Source organism: Pseudomonas sp. P5_109, from assembly GCF_034009455.1.
Taxonomy (GTDB): domain Bacteria; phylum Pseudomonadota; class Gammaproteobacteria; order Pseudomonadales; family Pseudomonadaceae; genus Aquipseudomonas.
In genome coordinates this window covers 3,199,040-3,218,014 of sequence record NZ_CP125380.1, presented here as the reverse complement: position 1 = coordinate 3,218,014, position 18,975 = coordinate 3,199,040, and the positions used below count along the sequence as shown (strand labels likewise).

13 protein-coding genes are annotated in these 18,975 nt (G+C 60.4%); 11 read left to right on the top strand and 2 right to left on the bottom strand.

Translation table 11 applies throughout. The annotated features are described in order from the left end of the window. Nucleotides 1–109: 109 nt before the first annotated feature. The 4 genes from QMK54_RS14620 to QMK54_RS14605 all read left to right on the top strand — a co-directional run bounded on the left by QMK54_RS14620 (nt 110) and on the right by QMK54_RS14605 (nt 3,617). Nucleotides 110–1,543 carry a PLP-dependent aminotransferase family protein gene (locus QMK54_RS14620; protein ID WP_110660531.1) on the top strand — a complete coding sequence of 478 codons (1,434 nt, stop codon included), beginning with the start codon at nt 110–112 and terminating at the stop codon, nt 1,541–1,543. A gap of 123 nt (nt 1,544–1,666) precedes the next feature. After that, entirely contained in the window at nt 1,667–1,960 is a 294-nt protein-coding gene (locus tag QMK54_RS14615) for an antibiotic biosynthesis monooxygenase family protein (protein ID WP_110660532.1), read from the top strand. Nucleotides 1,961–2,267: 307 nt separating this feature from the next. Further along, on the top strand, nt 2,268–2,678 hold the full coding sequence (locus tag QMK54_RS14610) for a cupin domain-containing protein (protein ID WP_223596339.1): 411 nt from the start codon (nt 2,268–2,270) through the stop codon (nt 2,676–2,678). A gap of 228 nt (nt 2,679–2,906) precedes the next feature. Beyond that, nucleotides 2,907–3,617 (top strand): ATPase, encoded by a 711-nt coding sequence (locus tag QMK54_RS14605; RefSeq protein ID WP_110659611.1) that lies wholly within the window; start codon nt 2,907–2,909, stop codon nt 3,615–3,617. A gap of 185 nt (nt 3,618–3,802) precedes the next feature. Here QMK54_RS14605 and QMK54_RS14600 read toward each other — a convergent pair whose 3' ends face one another. Together QMK54_RS14600 and QMK54_RS14595 are read right to left on the bottom strand one after the other, a co-directional pair. Then, the gene (locus QMK54_RS14600) at nt 3,803–8,698 is read right to left on the bottom strand and encodes an NAD-glutamate dehydrogenase (protein WP_110659610.1); all 4,896 of its coding nucleotides are present in this window, start codon (nt 8,696–8,698) and stop codon (nt 3,803–3,805) included. Between the two features lie 615 nt (nt 8,699–9,313). Next, nucleotides 9,314–11,149: a S8 family serine peptidase gene (locus tag QMK54_RS14595; RefSeq protein ID WP_320402790.1), complete on the bottom strand. Its 1,836-nt coding sequence runs from the start codon at nt 11,147–11,149 to the stop codon at nt 9,314–9,316. Nucleotides 11,150–11,413: 264 nt separating this feature from the next. On the opposite strand from QMK54_RS14595, the gene QMK54_RS14590 reads away from it, so the two are divergent. The 7 genes from QMK54_RS14590 to QMK54_RS14560 all read left to right on the top strand — a co-directional run bounded on the left by QMK54_RS14590 (nt 11,414) and on the right by QMK54_RS14560 (nt 18,915). Further along, a complete protein-coding gene (locus QMK54_RS14590; protein WP_223596345.1) occupies nt 11,414–11,767 on the top strand; it encodes a hypothetical protein in 354 nt (117 codons plus the stop codon). A 290-nt stretch (nt 11,768–12,057) separates the two neighbouring features. Continuing rightward, a complete protein-coding gene (locus QMK54_RS14585; RefSeq protein ID WP_110659607.1) occupies nt 12,058–13,017 on the top strand; it encodes an AAA family ATPase in 960 nt (319 codons plus the stop codon). 5 nt (nt 13,018–13,022) lie between these two features. Continuing rightward, complete coding sequence (locus QMK54_RS14580; RefSeq protein ID WP_110659606.1) at nt 13,023–13,967, top strand: DUF58 domain-containing protein; 945 nt, start codon at nt 13,023–13,025, stop codon at nt 13,965–13,967. Continuing rightward, the gene (locus tag QMK54_RS14575) at nt 13,964–14,458 is read left to right on the top strand and encodes a DUF4381 domain-containing protein (RefSeq protein ID WP_320402789.1); all 495 of its coding nucleotides are present in this window, start codon (nt 13,964–13,966) and stop codon (nt 14,456–14,458) included. Before QMK54_RS14580 ends, QMK54_RS14575 begins: the two co-directional genes overlap by 4 nt. Beyond that, entirely contained in the window at nt 14,451–15,533 is a 1,083-nt protein-coding gene (locus QMK54_RS14570; protein ID WP_320402788.1) for a VWA domain-containing protein, read from the top strand. The genes QMK54_RS14575 and QMK54_RS14570 overlap by 8 nt, the downstream gene beginning before the upstream one ends. Next, nucleotides 15,530–17,269, top strand: coding sequence for a tetratricopeptide repeat protein (locus QMK54_RS14565; RefSeq protein WP_320402787.1), 1,740 nt, complete (start codon nt 15,530–15,532; stop codon nt 17,267–17,269). Before QMK54_RS14570 ends, QMK54_RS14565 begins: the two co-directional genes overlap by 4 nt. Then, nucleotides 17,266–18,915 carry a BatD family protein gene (locus QMK54_RS14560; protein ID WP_110663146.1) on the top strand — a complete coding sequence of 550 codons (1,650 nt, stop codon included), beginning with the start codon at nt 17,266–17,268 and terminating at the stop codon, nt 18,913–18,915. Before QMK54_RS14565 ends, QMK54_RS14560 begins: the two co-directional genes overlap by 4 nt. Nucleotides 18,916–18,975 lie beyond the last annotated feature (60 nt).

Sequence of the window (18,975 nt, the reverse complement as noted above, 5' to 3'; positions counted from 1 at the left end):
CGCCAGACCAATTGACGGTTTTTCCACTGCACAACTTCTGCACGACAAGCGGATAAGGGTAATCTTGCGCGACGCACACGCGCCTCAACATTCCCGGAGCCTCGCCGGTATGGAACTACATGTTGTCATCAATGGCCGCAAGGACCTGGCCGGCCAGTTGTACAACCAACTGCGCAGCGCCATCGAATCCGGTCGCCTGGCCGCCGGGACACAACTGCCGCCCAGCCGTCTGCTGGCCGAACAACTGGGCATTTCGCGCAAGACCATTTCCGACACCTACGCTCAACTGACCTATGAAAACTTCCTCACCGGGGTGGTCGGCAAAGGCACCTACGTCAACGCGCGCACGTCGAAGGTGTTGCGCAAACAAAGCCATGACGAGCTTGCCGGTTTCGACGTGATCGAGTCCTGGCGCAACCTGCCGGTGTTCCTGCGTCATCCGACCCTGGAAGGCTCGTTGCGCTACGACTTCATTGGCGGCGCCACCAGCAAGGGCCAGTTTCCCCAGGATGACTGGCGGCGCTGCACCTCTCACGCACTGCGCCAGATAGCCGGCTCCAAGGGCTACTACAGCCTGCCCGAGGGCTTGCCGGCCCTGCGCAATGCCATTGCGCGGCACATCGCGTTCTCCCGCGGGGTCAATTGCCAGGACGAGGATGTCGTGGTGTGCAATGGTGCGCAGCAGGCGCTGGACCTGATTGCCAGGGTGCTGATCAGCCCGGGCAGCCTGGTCGCCATGGAGGACCCCGGTTACCCGCCGGCGCGGCTGCTGTTCGGCTCCCATGGCGCCACGGTGATTGGCGTACCGGTGGACGCCGAAGGCATTGTGGTGGACAAGATTCCTCGCGGCACACGGCTGATCTACGTCACCCCTTCGCACCAGTTTCCGCTGGGCATCGCCATGAGTCAGGCGCGCCGTGTCGCATTGCTGGCCAAGGCCCATGAGTTGGGCGCGATCATTATCGAGGACGACTACGACAGCGAATTTCGCTATGAAGGCCGCCCCACCGATTCCCTGCAAAGCATGGACGAACGGGGGATCGTCGCTTACGTCGGGACCTTTTCCAAAACCCTGCTGCCGGAACTGCGGCTCGGCTATGCGATCCTGCCGCCAGCGATCCTGGAGGCCGTGGTGCGCGCCAAACAGCTCACCGACCTGCACACGTCGACCCTGCCGCAATGGGCACTGGCCAAGTTCATCGCCGAAGGCTGCCTGCTCAAGCACATCCGCCGCTGCCATACGATCTACGCCGGGCGTCGCGAGCGGATCCTGACGCGCATGGCCGACGACCTCTCGCCCTGGTTTGAGGCGGTGCCATCCACTGCCGGATTCCACATGGTGGTGATGTGCAAAGTGCCGATGGATATTCCATTAGTGATCGAACTGGCGAAAAAAGTCGAAGTCGGACTCTATGCCATCGACAGCTTTTTCTATCAGGAAGCGCCCAAGGCCGGGCTTTTCCTGGGTTTTGGCGCCATCGAAACCCTCGACATCGACACTGCCCTGGACCGTTTGCGCGACATTCTGCAGCAGGTCGCCTGACGGATTGGCCTGCGGCTTTATCCGGTGATTGGCTATTGGCGGTCCCCGGAGGCAGGCCTATCCTGCATAGGCGTTATCCCTCAATGAGCAGGATTCGTCCGGCCTGATTCAGGAGTGTGAGCAATGTCCTATGAAGTGATCAATACAGTACAGGTGCAGGCCGCCGCCGGGCGCTCGGATGAACTGGGCAAGCAACTGCAAAAAATTGTCGAAACCCTGCGTGAACTACCGGGCTGCGATACCTATATGGTCGACCGCTGCCCCGAGGACACCAATCGCTGGACCGTCAGCGCCCGCTGGCAATCGGAAGCGGCCATGCGGTCGCACTTCAACTGCCCGGAAGTCCAGGGTTTTATCAGCCTGATCGACAGCCAACTGGCCAATTCGGTGGACTTCAACAGCTTCCCGATCGTCTGACCCATTCCTGTGGCGAGGGCGATTCCCGATCCCCTGACCCACTCCTGTGGCGAGGGAGCTTGCTCCCGCTCGTCTGCGCAGCCGACGCAAAACCGGCAAACGCGGTCTGCCTGACCCAATGCGCAGGCTGGATTTGGGGCCGCTTCGCGGCCCAGCGGGAGCAAGCTCCCTCGCCACAATATTTTCCACCCTCCCCCGCTATCGCCTGTCATTGGTCCCCTCGCCTTCCCGAGTATTGGCTGTTTGATCGCTACCGCTTGCGGACTACTGTTGTTTTCAACAACTAACCCACCGCAGGTAAAGAACCATGAACGTGTTGCGCTTCCGTGCTGCCCCCCTTGCCGCCTTGGCCCTGATGTTTTGTGCATCGGCCTTTGCCCATGACCCGTCGGAAAAAGTCACTGTCCTGCAGGACGAAATGTTGAAAAACGCCCCTGGTAAAAAAGCGCTGATGATCGAAGTCGATTACCAACCCGGCCAGTCGTCCATCGCCCATAAACACGATGGCACCGCCATGGCCTATGTCCTCTCGGGCGCGATCGTTTCCCAGGTCAAAGGCGAGCCTGCGAAGACCTACAAGGCCGGTGAGTTCTGGTACGAGCCGGCCGGATCGGAACACTTGGTGTCGAAAAACGCCAGCGCGACCCTGCCGGCCAAGCTGCTGGTGTTCATGGTATTGGCCCCGGATGAAAAAGTGTTGATCCCCTTGGAACACTGATGGCTGAACCTACAGCTATAAATAAAAAGGCTCGAATCGCGAATTCGGGCTTTTTTATTTCCCGAGGCAATTAACCGCAAAGGGTTAAACCAAACAAAACTATTGGCCACCGGAGAAGCGCGAACATTGGCTATTTAATTAAATCATTCCGGGTTTAGTCTTGAGTCACCGCCGGTACAACACCGGCAACTTCAACTTTCGACTGAATTGTTTCACTGGAGAAACACCATGAAACTTGCGCTTGCCAGTACGCTGACACTAGCGGTTGTTTTAACCGGCTGCTCCGTACCCACCGCCCCGAAAGCAGTCACTTCCCTGAACAGCATCTTCACCGAACCGGTCGGTCGCAGCGGCGCCACCCTCATCACCAACGGTCGTCATGTTTCCTTGGGCGTGATCTACAGCCAATCCACTCAGACCAATCGTGCCTACCTTCAGGATTATCAAGCCAATGCCGGCACCGGCTTCGGCCAGAGCTTGCTGGTGCAGCCGATTCATGACGCCTACGTAGCCACCTCCAGGCCAGACCAGGCGGTGGATTGGGTCAAGGCCTCCCTGGAGCGGCAGTTCGGCTCGGTTATCGTATACCCGGACATGCAGAGCCTCAGGGCGGCAAAGCCGGATGTAATGGCGGTGGTCGACACCCGCAGTCAACTGATGACGTCGCGCAGTTCGGACATCCAGGCGGACGTCAGTGCGGACTTTTATGACAAAAACTTCAACTACATCGGCACTGCACAAGGGCATGACGCCAAAGCACTTAGTCCGGTATGGGCCGACTATAAACGCAGCGAAGAGATAGTTGCGGACATTAACGAACAACAGAGCGTGCAAGTAAGGGCCCTGCAAAAGTTTGACCAGTCGCTCAGCAATTTGCTGACCAGCCCGACAAGTAATGTGTCGATGATCAACAACATGCCGGACAAGAAATTGTATTAAGACGAATGGCCTCATCGCCAGCAAGCCGGCTCCTACAAGTTTTGCGTCGGTCGCATAGCGTATGAACAACACATCTCTGTAGGAGCCGGCTTGCTGGCGAAGTGGCCCGCCCAGACACCTCAAAACCTGCAGACCAAAAAAAACCCCGCATCTCTCGATGCGGGGTTTTTTCATTCAACGCCTGATCAGGCAGCCGGTTCCAGCTCGGCGGCGACAGCGGCAGGCACTACCGCCTGACCGCTCAACGCCAGGTCGAGCAGTTCGCGGTTGGCTACCGCGTACATGGCGTAGTCGGTGCCGCTGGCGGCACGGATTTCCACCAGCATGGCGCGCCAGCGTTCGATCATGCTTTCGTGCTGCGCCATCCACAGGGAGAGCCGTGTTTCCACGTCCTGGGTACCGTCGCCCTGTTGCAGGACCGAGATGGTGATTGCACGTTGCTGCCAGTCGACGTCATCACGGAACGCTTCACGGGCCAGGGCCTGCCAGTTGTTTTCAACCGGCAGAGCGCTGATCTGTTGCAGGTACCAGGTGATGTCCAGCGCGCTGCCCACCGCGAAGTAGGCCTTGGCCACGTCCGCTGCGTTCTGGCCGGTCACGTCGGAAGCCTCGATGATCGGCAGCAGGGTGTACAGGTGAGTGGTGCCTGCAACCATGCGCGCCAGCAACTCAGGCACGCCAGCCGCGACGTAGGCCTGGTAACGGGTCTGCCAGCCTTCGCGGGTCGGACCTTCCAGCAGTTCGTCGAGCTTGAGGCCCAGCGCTGCCAGGTGCGGACCGAAGTGCGCGACGTCACGGGCAGCGTTCTGCTCGTTGCGACGGGTACGCAGGAACCAGCGCGTGGCGCGACGGCCCAGGCGCATCAGCTCGTCCATCAGCTCCAGCTGAACGTCGGCGGAAACCTGGTAGTCCAGGTTCTCGATCTGACGGAACCAGTGCGGGAGGTGGAAAATGTCGCGCACGATCACGTAGGCGCCGGCCACGTTCGCCGGGCTCATGCCGGTCGACTCTTTGAGTCGTTGAACGAAGGTGATGCCCATGTGGTTGACCAGGTCGTTGGCGATCTGGGTGCTGACGATTTCGCGCTTCAGACGGTGACGACGCATGGCCGCGGAGAACTTGCTCACCAGGGTTGGCGGGAAAGCGGTTTCCATGTCGCGGGTCAGGTAATCGTCGTCCGGTACCAGGGAGCCCAGCAGCTGCTCCTTGAGGTCGATCTTGCTGTACGAGATCAGCACCGACAGCTCGGCACGGGTCAGGCCATGGCCTTCAGCGACGCGCTCGTTGATGGCTTCTTCGGCCGGCAGGAACTCGATGGCGCGATCCAGCTTGCCGCGACCTTCCAGATCGTTCATCAGGCGCTTGTACTCGGCAATCCGCGGCAAGGCACGACGGGCTGCCAGGGACAGGGCCTGGGTCTGCTTGTAGTTGTTGCCCAGCACCAGACCACCGACTTCGTCGGTCATGCTCGCCAGCAACTCATTACGTTGCTTGTCGGTCATGTCGCCGGCCTGAACCACTTCGTTCAGCAGGATCTTGATGTTCACTTCGTGGTCGGAGCAGTCCACGCCACCGGCGTTGTCGATGAAGTCGGTGTTGGAACCGCCGCCATTGAGGCCGAACTCGACGCGACCCAGCTGGGTCATGCCCAGGTTACCGCCCTCGCCCACGACTTTGCAGCGCAGTTCGTTGCCGTTCACGCGCAGTGCATCGTTGGCCTTGTCGCCGACATCGGCGTGGCTTTCAGTGCTGGCCTTGACGTAAGTACCGATACCGCCGTTCCACAGCAGATCCACTGGAGCCTTGAGCAAGGCGTTCAGCAGTTCGGTCGGGGTCAGCTTGTCGGCCTGGATGTCGAAGCGCTCTTTCATCTGCTCGGAAATCGCGATGCTCTTCGCGCTGCGCGAGAAGATACCGCCGCCTTCGGACATGATGCTGGTGTCGTAGTCCGACCAGGCCGAACGCGGCAGGTCGAACAGGCGCTGACGCTCGGCGAAGCTATTCGCAGGCTCAGGGTTCGGGTCGATGAAGATGTGCAGGTGGTTGAAGGCCGCGACCAGTTGCAGCTTGTCGGACATCAACAAGCCGTTGCCGAACACGTCGCCGGCCATGTCGCCGACGCCAACCACGGTGATGCTGTCTTCCTGGACATTGATGCCGCGCTCGCGGAAGTGGCGCTGTACGCCGACCCACGCGCCCTTGGCGGTGATGCCCATCTTCTTGTGGTCGTAACCGGCCGAACCACCGGACGCAAACGCGTCACCCAGCCAGAAGCCGTAGTCGATGGCAATGCCGTTGGCGATGTCGGAGAAGGTCGCAGTGCCCTTGTCCGCCGCCACTACCAGGTACGGGTCATCGTCGTCATGACGCACGACGTTGGCCGGTGGCACCAGCGCGCCGTCCTTCAGGTTGTCGGTGATGTCCAGCAGACCGGAAATGAAAATGCGGTAGCAGGCGATACCCTCGGCCGCGATCTCGTCACGGCTGCCGCCCAGTGGCAGGCGACGCGGCAGGAAGCCGCCCTTCGCACCCACCGGCACGATCACCGAGTTCTTCACTTGCTGGGCTTTTACCAGGCCGAGGACTTCGGTACGGAAGTCTTCTTCACGGTCGGACCAGCGCAGACCGCCACGGGCCACGTTGCCGAAGCGCAGGTGCACGCCTTCGACGCGCGGCGAGTAAACGAAGATTTCGAATTTCGGAACAGGCTTCGGCAGTTCAGGAATCAAGTGCGGGTTGAACTTGAAGCTGAAGTACGACTTGTTATGGCCGTTGGCATCGGTCTGGTAGAAGTTGGTACGCAGGGTGGCCTTGATCAGGTCCAGGTAGCGACGCAGGATGCGGTCTTCGTTCAGGACTGCAACGTCGTCCAGGGCAGCCAGAATCGCGTGCTCCAGGCGTTGTTGCTTGTCTTCCAGATCGTCGCCGGTCAGCTTGCGCGCCAGGTAGAAACGGGTCTTGAACAACCGGGTCAGCTCGCGAGCGATGTCGGTGTGGTTGTTCAGGGTGCTGGCGATGTAGCCCAGGTCGAAGCCCAGACGAATCTGCTTCATGTAGCGGGCGTAGGCACGCAGCAGCGCCACGTCGCGCCATGGCAGGCCGGCAGTCAGCACCAGACGGTTGAACGCGTCGTTCTCGGCTTCGCCACGCACGATGTGGACGAAGGCGTCCTGCAGCGTGTCGTTGAGTTGCTGGATGTCGAGTTCCAGGCCTTCGGCGGCGGTGAACGCGAAATCGTGAATCCAGAACTCGCGGCCGTTGTTGTGACGCAGGCGATACGGGAACTCACCCAGCACGCGCAGGCCGAGGTTTTCCAGGATCGGCAGCACGTCGGACAGCGCCAGCGGGGTATCGGCGTGGTACAGCTTGCAGTGCAGCATGCGCTGGCCGGACACCCCGCCCAGCGGCTGGTAGAAGCTCATCACCAGCGGATTTTTTTCGTTCAGGCTCAGCAGGTGCTGCATGTCGACCACAGCCGAGTGGGCTGCGAAGCGCTCGCGGTAACCGGCCGGGAAGCCTTTCGGGAAGTCGGCCAGCACGTTGGTGCCGTGGGCTTCGCCGAAGCTTTCGACGGTCAGGGCGGCGTAGTCGTCCTGCCAGCTGCGGCAGGCCTGCACCACTTCTTTTTCCAGCAGCAGCGGGTCGATGTCGAGACGGTTTTTCGGGTCGACGCGCAGGATCAGTTGCACGCGGGCCAGCACGGACTCGGAGAAGAAGGTCCAGAACTCGCAATCGGTCGCTTTCAGGCGATCCATCAGCACTTGCTGGATCTTCTGGCGCACTTCGGTGGAGTAGATGTCACGCGGCACGTAGGCCAGGCAGTAGCAGAAGCGGCCGTACGGGTCTTTGCGCAGGAACACGCGAATCTTGTTGCGTTCCTGGATCTGCACGATCGACATCACGGTGCTGAACAGCTCGTCCACCGGGGTCTGGAACAGATCGTCGCGCGGCAGCACTTCGAGCACCTGCGCCAGTTCCTTGCCCAGGTGAGCCTTGGCCTGGAAGCCGGAGCGGTGTTCGATTTCCTCGACCTTGCGGCGGATGTACGGGATCACCCGCACGCTCTCGCCATACACCGACGAGGTGTACAGGCCCATGAAACGGCATTCCTTGATGACCTTGCCGTTGGCATCGATTTCGCGGATCGATACGTAGTCCGGGTAAGCCGGACGGTGTACACGGCTTGGGTGCGCGGCCTTGGCGAACGACAGCAGGGTCGGTTCGCGCAGGTAGTTCACGGCGTAGTCTTCGATGCGCAGGTCATCGTAGGTCAGGCCGGCACGCAGCAGCTTGGTCAGGCCAAGGAAAGAATCCTTGTCATAGACGATGTGGCCGCCATCGGCTTCGTCGCTGACCACGAACTCTTCGTAGCCGAGGAAGGTGAAGTGGTTGCCCACCAGCCATTCCAGGAAGCTCTTGATTTCGCTCTTCTCGTCACCATCGACGGCGAACTGGCTATTGTCCAGCTTGGTCAGGATGTCCTGGACCTTGGCCTTCATCGGCTCGAAATCGCCAACGGCCACGCGGACTTCACCGAGCACCTGCTCCAGTTCCTTGCTCAGCACATTGAGCTCGGCGGTGTTGGCGCAGCGGTCGATTTCCAGGTACATCAACGACTCTTGCAGAATGTCGTCGCCCTGGGTGCCTTTTGGCAGGATTTCCAGCAACTCGCCCTTGCTGCCACGACGCACGCTCAGCACGGTGGTTTGCAGGGTATGGATGCTGTAGCCACGACGGTTCAGCTCGGTACGCACCGAGTCCACCAGGAATGGCAGGTCGTGGTGCAGCACTTCGACCGCGGTGTGGGTCGACTGCCAGCCGTGACGTTCGTAATCAGGGTTGTAGACGCGCACTTGCGGTTGCGCGTGATCAAAGCGCTCAAGCAGGCGCCATGCAGAAAGGGTGCAGCCAGCGAGGTCGGACAACCGACGCTGGGTCAGCTCGTCAAGGGAAATGATGCCGAAGAATTGTTCAGCGAACAGCGCCACTTGTGGCAGTGCCTGTTCACTGATGTGCTGCGCCAGTGCCGCTTGCAGTTGGTGCTGGAAGTCGGCTTTGCTGGCTGCGGTGAAGAACGCCATCTGTGGTACTCCGCTTGGGCTTGTTATTGATGAAAGCGTCGCGCGAAACCCCTTTCGGGGCTACGTTTCAAAGCTAGCCGTCACCCGGCTCCTGATTCTCGGGCAGAGGAAACAGGGTGACAGGTGGGTGAAGCTGGACGAGACACTCAGGTCACATTCACCTTCCGTGAATGGGCATCTGCAAAAACGACTGGGCCGGGTGCGGCGCAATGTCTTTACGGGTGCTCATCCGTTGCGCAGCTTAACGAGTGCGGCAAGGCCCATGCTTGCGGTGCTGCGACATATTCGGTCATCGGTACGCTGCTCAAGGCATGCGCATCGAACAACACTAGCATTCGCACAGAAAAATGACGGTTTTCCGTCCGGTTTTACGGGACATGCGTACCAGAAATGACCAGTAACACTCTGCCCGTTCACGACACGATCTCAGAACTCGGATGAGCAGCTTGGGGAGGGAAGAGAAACTAACCGACCGCTTCTGGAGCGGTGGCGAACGATGCCGTGTTTAACGACGATGACTTGATCACGCTTGCTGGTGGGTTCACTGAACCTCAGCGCTCCCCGCCAGTTGAAAATTTCGGTATAGGCAACAACACAAATCCGCCAATGACCTTGTTACGGGCAATCAACCCCGAGCTGCCACTCCTTGCCAAACGCAGCTGAATGGAGATCCGGTTGCTTATTGAGGTTGTGGAAGTTTTGTTTGTATTTCTTCTCCTTGTACGCCACCTCCTCTGCGTAGACGGCATAAACCTTGCCGGCATCCCACACCGGGATGTCGCCACACTCCCCCGCCCCGACAGGCGCTTTGATGGTCACATGTTCCGCCAGATTGAGGGTATGAGTGCCGTCGGAAACATCCACGGAAAGGGTGCCTGTGGTATCGGCAGTGACTGTTGGCGCGGTGAAAGACATCGACTCCCCATTCCCTATCGGCGGCAAAAACCTGGTGGCGGTCCAACGATAAGTCAGTGGTTTGTTTGAGGGAGACTCCGCATAGACATGTGCGCTAAACGTCTCGCCCGATGCTACTTCCTCTGGCAAGGCAAGCCGTCCTGTAGGTGGTTTGTCGGCCCCGTCTGCCAGCATTTTCTTGATGGCGGCATCGAGATCGGGCTGAACCCCGATTTCTGTCCGATTGCCGTTGATCTGCGGGTAGCCCGTTTCAACGAGGAGTTCACGGAGTACTTTCGGTGGGATATTGCCCAGGCCATTGGCACGGGCGACCCCTTGCAAAGAGGCAATGACACCGGCAAGGATCGGGTTGGCTGAAGAAGTACCGGCATAAGTATGGGTATATGCCGTCGTAGGATTACTTCTACGCCATGAAGTAGTTGTTACATTCTCCCCCCAACTGAACATATCCACGCGGCTACCATATTCAGAGTACCAGGCTCTAAGACCCGTCTTAGGCTCGACAGCACCAGCATAAATTGCGCCGGAATCAAAAATATTTCGGTCAAAGTAACCCTGGAAGTAATCGTGATCCAAATTTATATCACCATTCGCCGCCGCCAAAACTACATGCGCGCCCTTTTCTTCAGTGATATAGGCAACCGTATCGCGCACTACCTTATTGTACTCCAACGGCATCATACAATTTTCCGTGCAATCTATTTGTTTAAATGGCGTGTAATCATATTGCACACCCAACTGCACAACATCACCTTCGCCCAACTGCTCTGCCAGCTGGACCAATCTCTCCGACCCCCACTGCAGATAGCCTAATTTGGCGTAAGGCACGATACCGGTAGTACCAAAGCCATTTTCCTGCGAGACAATTGTGCCAGCGCTCGATGTGTCATGGGAGCCGGTCACCGCATCGACGTTAATCTCCAAATAAGGCTTTGGCAAATCAACATGATCGTAGGCCCAGTGATCAATTTCCGCAGAGACCACCTGCATTTCCTCGCCTTTCCCGCCTGAAACCTTCCAAGGTTCTACTGCATTGACACCCCCGATTTTATAGGGGGAAACGGCAGCTCTCCCTTGCAGGTAATTTTGGCGGCCCGTGTGATCAGGAATGTCTTCACGAGCAACCTCAATACCGTTATCGTTGTGCATGCCATTTACCCGCGGCTCAAAGTCAGCCTCTTCCACAACCGGATTTTGCTTGATTTTCAGCAGTAACGCCTCCGCCTGCTTTTTAGTGAGGGTGCGAGTATCAACGATGAAATAACGATCCAATCTATGTCTTTGCAGCGCCTGTAACTGGGCATTAGATCTCTTTCCGGAAACTGGAACCATCGCCCGCATATGGGGCGCAAGAAGCTTGAGCGCCTTTAGTGAATCATTACTGACACCTGCCCGCCCCTGACTTTCCGAAAATGAAACATCGCGCTTAACCAATATCATCACATGTGAATAATCAGGAGTGGCCGCACTCACCAACAAAGGCAACGAAGCAACACAGAAAACCATGGCACCCTGCCATTTACTCATCGACTTCATGTCTACACCTCACAGCTGCTGCAAATATCAAGGTCTACAGCTAATGCTTCAAACCGAAGAATGGCTACTGTCAAAAATTACAGTGCCGACGACTGGTCACACTTCCAGCCCTTGGCAATTACACTGAAAACAATTGCACAGTGATGTCTCGCTGTTGTTGCTATCGCAACGCGACACGGCCTATAGCCGAGCAGTTTTTTTTAAAGACTGGCAGAATTGCGCCCCTGTCTTTATTCGCAGCGCTCGTCGAGCCAGGAATTTCCCATGAAAATGAAAACCGCCCTCTTGATCGTCAACCCATGCGACGACGAGGAAGACAACATGGCCATGCTCTGCTGCCACAGCGACCAGGGCGAAATGTTCCTGATGAGCCGCTATCCGGATGAGGACGAGCTGGAAATCACCCTCGACGGCGAGCCTTCGACCCTCGACGGCGTGAAGATCACCCTTAGCCCTTCCCTGTTGAAGATCGAAATTGCTGCCGCCGATGCCGATGCGCTGAATGGGGATGATGTGCTGGAAATTACTCACAGCACCGATCCGAGCGATCTGGCGGAAGTGGAAGAAACCTTGCAGAACATTCTTAAGGGCACCGGCACTTATATCAGCCAGCTCTGAAATATCAGCGCACTGACTGACGCCTTCGCGAGCAAGCCCGCTCCCACAGTCGACCGCGCTCTTCCAGTAAGAATGCGATCAAATGTGGGAGCGGGCTTGCTCGCGAAGAGGCCCTGAAGAACACCGCCATTCTGTGACCTATAGAAAATCCCTACAGCTATTGCCACCCATTTCCCGCACTTTGCGCAAAATGCCGTTAGTCGCCGCCCCCCGCGATGGATTAAAGTAACGCCCCCAGCCCTGGCGTCATTCAAACGTCCTCGGCCACCCTTTTGCAGGAACAGTCATCGATGGAACATCGTGAAGCGCTGCTCGCGCTGCGAACCTTTCTTTCAACGCAGATTCTCGGCCAGGAAAAGCTCGTTGAGCGCTTGCTCATCGCCCTGCTCGCCGACGGCCACATGCTGGTCGAAGGCGCCCCTGGCCTGGCCAAGACCAAGGCCATCAAAGAACTCGCCGAAGGCATCGAAGCTCAGTTCCACCGCATCCAGTTCACCCCCGACCTGCTGCCGGCCGACATTACCGGTACGGAAATCTATCGACCGGAAACCGGCAGTTTCGTGTTCCAACAGGGCCCGATCTTCCACAACCTGGTACTGGCGGACGAAATCAACCGCGCCCCGGCCAAGGTGCAGTCGGCGCTGCTCGAAGCCATGGGCGAGCGGCAAGTCAGTGTCGGACGCAGCACCTATGAGCTGTCGCCGCTGTTTCTGGTGATGGCCACGCAGAACCCGATCGAGCAGGAAGGCACCTACCCGCTGCCGGAAGCCCAGCTCGACCGTTTCCTGATGCACGTGAAGATCGGTTTCCCGGACGCGACCGTTGAACGCAAGATCCTGCAACAGGCCCGCGGCGAAGCCCTGAACGGTGAAGCCAAGCCTGAGCGTCGGGTTACCCAGCAGACGATCTTCGCCGCGCGCAAGGAAATCCTCGGTCTGTACATGGCCGACGCCGTGGAGGAATACCTGGTGCAACTGGTCATGGCCACCCGCATCCCGGCCAAGTTCGACCCGGAGATGGCCGAGTGGATCGCCTACGGCGCCAGCCCGCGCGGCTCGATTGCCCTGGACCGCTGCGCCCGTGCCCACGCCTGGCTGGCCGGCCGCGACTTCGTCAGCCCGGAAGATATCCAGGCCGTGCTGTTCGACGTGCTGCGCCATCGCATCATTCTTTCTTTTGAAGCCGAAGCCGCTGGCATCGATCAGGACCGGGTGGTCCAGCGGATTCTCGACGTCGTAGCCGTCGCTTGACCCCGATGAACGCCAGCCTGCCGCCCGAGCCGGGCATCCGTGTCAGCCTCGCCGACCTGATCGAGATGCGCCATCGCGTGCGCGAAGTGCAGCTGTTTTCCACGCCGAGCCAGCGCAGCCCGCTGATCGGCCTGCACCATTCCAAATTGCGCGGGCGTGGCGTCGACTTCGATCAGGTGCGGGTCTATCAGGCTGGTGACGACGTGCGCACCATTGACTGGCGCGTGACCGCGCGCACCCAGGAGCCTCACACCAAACTGTTCCACGAAGAACGCGAGCGGCCGATTTTCATCATGGTCGAACAAAGTCGGCGGCTGTTTTTCGGCTCGGGCCTGATGTTCAAGTCGGTGCTCGCCGCCCAGGCTGCGAGCCTGATCGGCTGGGCTGCCCTGGGGCACAACGACCGGGTCGGCGGGCTGGTGTATGGCGACAACGAGCATTACGAAATCAAGCCTCGGCGTAGCAAGCAAAGCCTGCTGCAGTTGCTCAACCGACTGGTGCGGGTCAACCAGTCGCTGAATACCGAAAGCGAACCAGACCGCGACGCCTTTGGCATTGCCTTGCGCCGAGCGCGGGAGGTGTCACGTCCGGGCAGCCTTGTCATTGTGATTTGCGATGAACGCGCGCTATCGGAAAGCGCCGAGCAACAGCTGAGCCTGTTATCGCGTCATTGCGACCTGTTGTTGCTCCCGGTGTCCGATCCACTGGATCATGCCCTGCCCGCCGCCGGCCTTCTACGTTTCGCCGAACGCGGTGCGCAACTGGAACTCGACACGCTGAATTTCGACCTGCGCCAGACTTACCGGGCCCAGGCCGAAGCACGCATCGCTCGCTGGGAGCTGCTCGCGCAGAAACTGCGGGTGCTGATGATGCCTTTGAGCACTCAGAGCGAAATGGTCGAACAACTGCGCGAGTACCTGAACCCACAGAAACCGGGGAAAGGTCGATGAGCAGCCTTGATCAACTGCAACCCCTGATATCCCCGCCTCCGGTGGAATTCTGGCCTCCGGCACCGGGTTGGTGGTTGCTGCTTTTGTTGGTGCCGCTGATCGGCCTGGGCCTGTGGAAGCTGCGTAGCTTTATTCCGAGAAAACGCCCCGTGGTGCGTGCCGAGCAGCCGCTTGACCCGGTGCGCCTTGCCGCCCTGGCGGAGCTGGCGCTGATGCCCAAGCCTTACGATGGCGCCCCCGCCGGTGCCTGGCTGCAGCAACTCAACGGCTTGCTCAAACGCCTGTGCCGCAACCACTACCCCTACAGCCAGAGCCATACCCTCAACGGCCGCAAATGGCTGGCGTTCCTCGACAATCGCTGCCCGGCGGCCGGTCTGACCCGCTGGATGGTGCTGGTCGAAGGCGCCTACAAACCCGAATGCAAACTCGACGACAAGGCCATCGCAGGCCTGACCCAGGCCATCGACACATGGATTCGCAAGCATGTTTGAATTCGCCTGGCCGTGGATATTCGCCCTTCTGCCGCTGCCGTGGCTGATGCGGATCGTATTGCCAGTGGCCGACAGTGGCGAACCGGCGCTCAAGGTCAGCTTCCTCAGCGATCTCGAAGGCCTCGCCGGGCGTCGCGCCCGGGCCAACCTGCCGGCATGGCGCCAGCAGGCACCGTTCATTTTGCTGTGGCTGTTGCTGCTGGTCGCGGCGGCGCGTCCGCAGTGGCTCGGCGACCCGTTGCCGATCGCCGCCAGCGGCCGCGATCTGCTGGTGGCGGTGGACGTTTCCGGCTCCATGGATTTCCCTGACATGCAGTGGCAGGACGAAGAGGTGAGTCGCCTCTCACTGGTCCAGCATCTGCTCGGAGACTTTCTCGAAAGCCGCGAAGGTGACCGTGTCGGCCTGATCCTGTTCGGCAGCCAGGCCTATCTGCAGGCACCGCTGACATTCGACCGGCACACCGTGCGCGTCTGGCTCGACGAAGCGCGCATCGGCATTGCCGGCAAAAACACCGCCATCGGCGATGCCATTGGCCTGGCCCTCAAACGCCTGCGTTTGCGTCCGGCCACAAGCCGCGTACTGATACTGGTCACCGACGGCGCCAACAATGGCGGTGAAATCGCCCCCCTCACTGCCGCACGGCTGGCAGCCAAGGAAGGCGTGAGAATCTACCCGATCGGCATCGGGGCCGATCCGGAGCAAAGTGGCACGGTCGGTTTTCTCGGCGTCAATCCAAGCCTGGACCTCGACGAACCCGCCCTGCGGGCCATTGCCGTGGCCACCGGCGGCCAGTACTTCCGCGCTCACGATGGCAAGGAACTGCAGGCAATCAAGGACACCCTTGACCAACTGGAGCCAGTGGCCCAGCAACCCACCCAGGCCCGCCCGACCCAAGCACTGTATCACTGGCCACTGGCCCTGGCGCTGTGGTTGAGCATGCTGCTGGTGGCCCCCGTACTCTGGCCGGACAACCCCTTGCAACGCCTGTTTACCAAGGATCTGTTCTTGCAAACCCAACTGCTGCCTGACTGGCGCCAGCGCCTCAAGCGTCTGCGCCTGCGGAGGCGTCGATGAGTGTGCTGTGGCCCTACTGGTTCCGCCCCTGGTGGCTGCTGTTGCTGCCGGTGCTTGGCTGGTTGCTCTGGCAACTCTGGCACCGCAAGAAGCGCGCCGGGCGCTGGCAGATGATTCTGCCGCCGGCCTTTCACGCAGCACTGCTCAGCGGTGGTAGCGGACGTGACAGCAAATTGCCCTGGATCGCCCTCGGTCTCGCGTGGCTGTTGACCGTGCTCGCCCTGCTGGGTCCGAGCTGGCAGCGTGTCGAGCAGACCAGTCAAAAGCCCGCCGACCCGCTGGTGGTGATTTTCGAGCTGACCCCGGAAATGCTCGCCACCGACGTCATGCCCAACCGACTCGAACAGGCGCGACGCAAGTTGTTCGATCTGCTGCAGATTCGCAGCGACGCGCAAACCGCCATCGTAGTCTACGCCGGCAGTGCCCACACGCTGGTACCGCTGTCGGATGATCTTTCCACCAGCCGCAATCTGCTGGATGCACTGAAACCGTCGTTGATGCCAGAGGCTGGCCATCGCGCCGACCTGGCGGTGATCAAGGCCCTGGCGCTGCTCAAGCAAGCGGCTCTGGGTGACGGCCGGATCCTGCTGATGGGTTCGTCCCTGACCGAACAGGAGCGGCTGGGCATCCGTCACGCACTGAACGGCAAATCGACTCAATTTCTGATGCTCGGCATCGGCACCGCCGAAGGCTCGCCCATCACCCAGGAAGACGGCAGTTTCCTCAAGGATGAACAAGGCGCCATTCTCGTGCCGCGCCTCGACGAGCCAGGCTTGAAAAGCTTTGCCAGCGACCTCGATGGACGCTTTCGCCAGGCCCGCCTGGACGATAGCGACCTGCATGCCCTCGGCCTGTTCGACGGCCCACGCAACGTGCGCAACGACGGTCAGACCCTGCGCCTGGACACCTGGGCCGATCAAGGTTACTGGCTGCTGCTACCGCTCCTGTTGCTCGCGGCCTGCGCCGGACGTCGCGGCTGGCTGCTCTGCCTGCCGCTGCTCTTGGCGCTGCCACAGCCAAGCTACGCCTTCGACCTCGCAGACCTGTGGCTGCGTCCTGATCAACAAGGCCTGCACTTACTCAAGCAAAAGCGCCCGGCCGAAGCCGCCCGGCGTTTCGAAGACCATCAGTGGCAAGGCGTGGCGCTCTATGAAGCCGGGGACTACACCGGCGCCGCCGAGCGGTTTGCCGAAGGCAACGATGCCCACGCCCACTACAATCGAGGCAATGCCCTGGCCAAAGGCGGTGAGCTGGAGGCAGCCTTGGACGCGTACGAACAGGCACTGGAACGACAACCGGATTTACGCCCGGCGCTGACCAACAAAGCGCTGGTGGAACGTCTGCTCAAGGAAAAAAACACGCCCCCCCCTGCCGAGCCAGACAAAGCCGCCGACGCCCGGCCCGAAGCCCAATCACAGGAACCACCGCCCGGTGTTGCTGCCCAACCCGAGAGCAGCGGCGAACCGAACACCAGTGAGCAACCGGCCAGGCCAGGCGAGGCGCAACCGCCCACCACACCGCCAAAACCGGGGGCCAACGAAGTACCGGGCAGCGAATTGGGTGACGAACAACACACGACACCGCCCTTGCGCCCGGCCACCGACAGCATCGAAGGCGAGCAGCGCCAGGCACTGGAACAGTGGCTGCGGCAAATCCCGGATGACCCTGGTGAATTGCTGCGGCGCAAATTCTGGTACGAACAGCAACAACATCAGGATCAGGAAGAAACACGATGACCCGCTTCACCGTTTTATTGCTCGCGCTGCTGCATGGCCTGTTGTTCTGCACCGCCCAGGCGCAGGCGGCAGAGCTGGTCGCCAGTGTCGACCGCAGTCGCCTGAGTTCAGGCGAGACGGTCGAGCTGACCCTGGAATCCACCGATGTCACGCAGTTCGGCAAACCTGACCTGACGCCGCTGGAGCCGCTATTCGAAGTGCGCGGCACACGCCAGGTCAACCAGTTGAACACCCTCAGCGGCGATAACCAGGCCGCCACGCGGTGGATCGTCACGCTCCTGCCCCGGCAAAACGGCAGCGTGGTGATTCCGCCCCTGCAACTGGGCGAACTGCAAAGCCAACCGATCACCCTGCAAGTGGTCGAGAGCGAAACACCGGACAACCCGAACAAACGCGCCGCGGTGTTCATTGATGCCAGCCTCGATCAAACCAGTGTGTACGTTCAGGCTCAGGCCGTGCTGACCCTGCGCATCTACCATTCGGTGTCGCTGTATGACGACAGCAGCCTGCCACCCTTGCAGATCCCTGATGCGCGCATCGAACAATTGGGCGACTCACGCACCTACGAAAAAGACATCGATGGCCTGCGCCACGGCGTGATCGAAATGCGCTACGCGATCTACCCGCAACACAGCGGCGAACTGATCATTCCGCCTCAGATCTTCAACGCCGCGCTGGTTGATGCGCAGCCAACACAGGACGCCGTCCAGGGGCCGAAATCCGGCAAGCTGATGCGCGTCACCTCGACCGAACTGCTGTTGACGGTCAAGGCCAAACCCATCACCTACCCGGCCGACGCGCCCTGGTTGCCTGCGCGCAGCCTGACCCTGAGCGAAAGCTGGAACCCGGAGCCGGATCACGCCCAGGTCGGCGATTCATTGACCCGCAGCCTGACGGTGAAGGCCGAAGGCCTGTCCAGCACCCAACTGCCACCGCTGCCCGGTACCGATGTCGGCGGTCTGCGTCGCTACCCGGATCAACCAGTGCTCGGCAACCAGAACAGCGAACGCGGCCTGGTCGGCAGTCGTGAAGACCGCGAGGCGCTGGTGCCGACACGGACCGGTGCCATCGAGTTGCCCACGGTCGACGTGGTCTGGTGGAACACCTTCGAAGACCACCTGGAACACAGCAGCCTGCCCGCCCGCACGCTGCATGTGTCGGCCAATCCGAGCCTGGTGGTCGACACCCCGGCCGGCGCCTTGCCGGTCGATGCCAGTGCCGACAGCGAAGCACTCTGGCGCTGGAAGCTCAGCACCTTGATCCTGGCCTGCACCACCCTGCTCGGCTTCGGCCTCTGGTGGCGCGGCCGCTGGCAACCGGCGGTGGCGCGTGTCGCCCAAACCGGCCCGAGCCCGCGCACCGTGCTCGACGAGCTCAAGCGTGCCTGCCAGGCCAACGATACCCACGCCACCCGCCAGGCCCTCGACGCCTGGGCCCGCCAACAACCGGAAACCCTGGCCGACATGGCTGCCCGCTTCGTGCCGCTGTCCAACGCCCTCGACGGCCTGAACGGCGCGCTGTACAGCGAAACCGGCCAGTACTGGCAAGGTGACGAGTTGTGGCGGGCGATCAAGGCGATCCCGATGGCCGAACGGGTCCAGGACCCGGTGGGTGACAGCGGGTTGCCGCCGCTTTATCCGAAGTAAACACCAACCGTTGAGGCAAGGATGCATTTGTGGCGAGGGGGCTTGCCCCCGTTCGGTCGC

What these genes read in the sequence shown, in the direction of transcription:
- QMK54_RS14620 (WP_110660531.1), top strand. Translation starts at nt 110, where the DNA reads ATGGAACTACATGTTGTCATCAATGGCCGCAAGGACCTGGCCGGCCAG.
- QMK54_RS14580 (WP_110659606.1), top strand. Translation starts at nt 13,023, where the DNA reads ATGAACGCCAGCCTGCCGCCCGAGCCGGGCATCCGTGTCAGCCTCGCC.
- QMK54_RS14570 (WP_320402788.1), top strand. Translation starts at nt 14,451, where the DNA reads ATGTTTGAATTCGCCTGGCCGTGGATATTCGCCCTTCTGCCGCTGCCG.
- QMK54_RS14610 (WP_223596339.1), top strand. Translation starts at nt 2,268, where the DNA reads ATGAACGTGTTGCGCTTCCGTGCTGCCCCCCTTGCCGCCTTGGCCCTG.
- QMK54_RS14605 (WP_110659611.1), top strand. Translation starts at nt 2,907, where the DNA reads ATGAAACTTGCGCTTGCCAGTACGCTGACACTAGCGGTTGTTTTAACC.
- QMK54_RS14600 (WP_110659610.1), bottom strand. Translation starts at nt 8,698, where the DNA reads ATGGCGTTCTTCACCGCAGCCAGCAAAGCCGACTTCCAGCACCAACTG.
- QMK54_RS14595 (WP_320402790.1), bottom strand. Translation starts at nt 11,149, where the DNA reads ATGAAGTCGATGAGTAAATGGCAGGGTGCCATGGTTTTCTGTGTTGCT.
- QMK54_RS14615 (WP_110660532.1), top strand. Translation starts at nt 1,667, where the DNA reads ATGTCCTATGAAGTGATCAATACAGTACAGGTGCAGGCCGCCGCCGGG.
- QMK54_RS14585 (WP_110659607.1), top strand. Translation starts at nt 12,058, where the DNA reads ATGGAACATCGTGAAGCGCTGCTCGCGCTGCGAACCTTTCTTTCAACG.
- QMK54_RS14565 (WP_320402787.1), top strand. Translation starts at nt 15,530, where the DNA reads ATGAGTGTGCTGTGGCCCTACTGGTTCCGCCCCTGGTGGCTGCTGTTG.
- QMK54_RS14560 (WP_110663146.1), top strand. Translation starts at nt 17,266, where the DNA reads ATGACCCGCTTCACCGTTTTATTGCTCGCGCTGCTGCATGGCCTGTTG.
- QMK54_RS14590 (WP_223596345.1), top strand. Translation starts at nt 11,414, where the DNA reads ATGAAAATGAAAACCGCCCTCTTGATCGTCAACCCATGCGACGACGAG.
- QMK54_RS14575 (WP_320402789.1), top strand. Translation starts at nt 13,964, where the DNA reads ATGAGCAGCCTTGATCAACTGCAACCCCTGATATCCCCGCCTCCGGTG.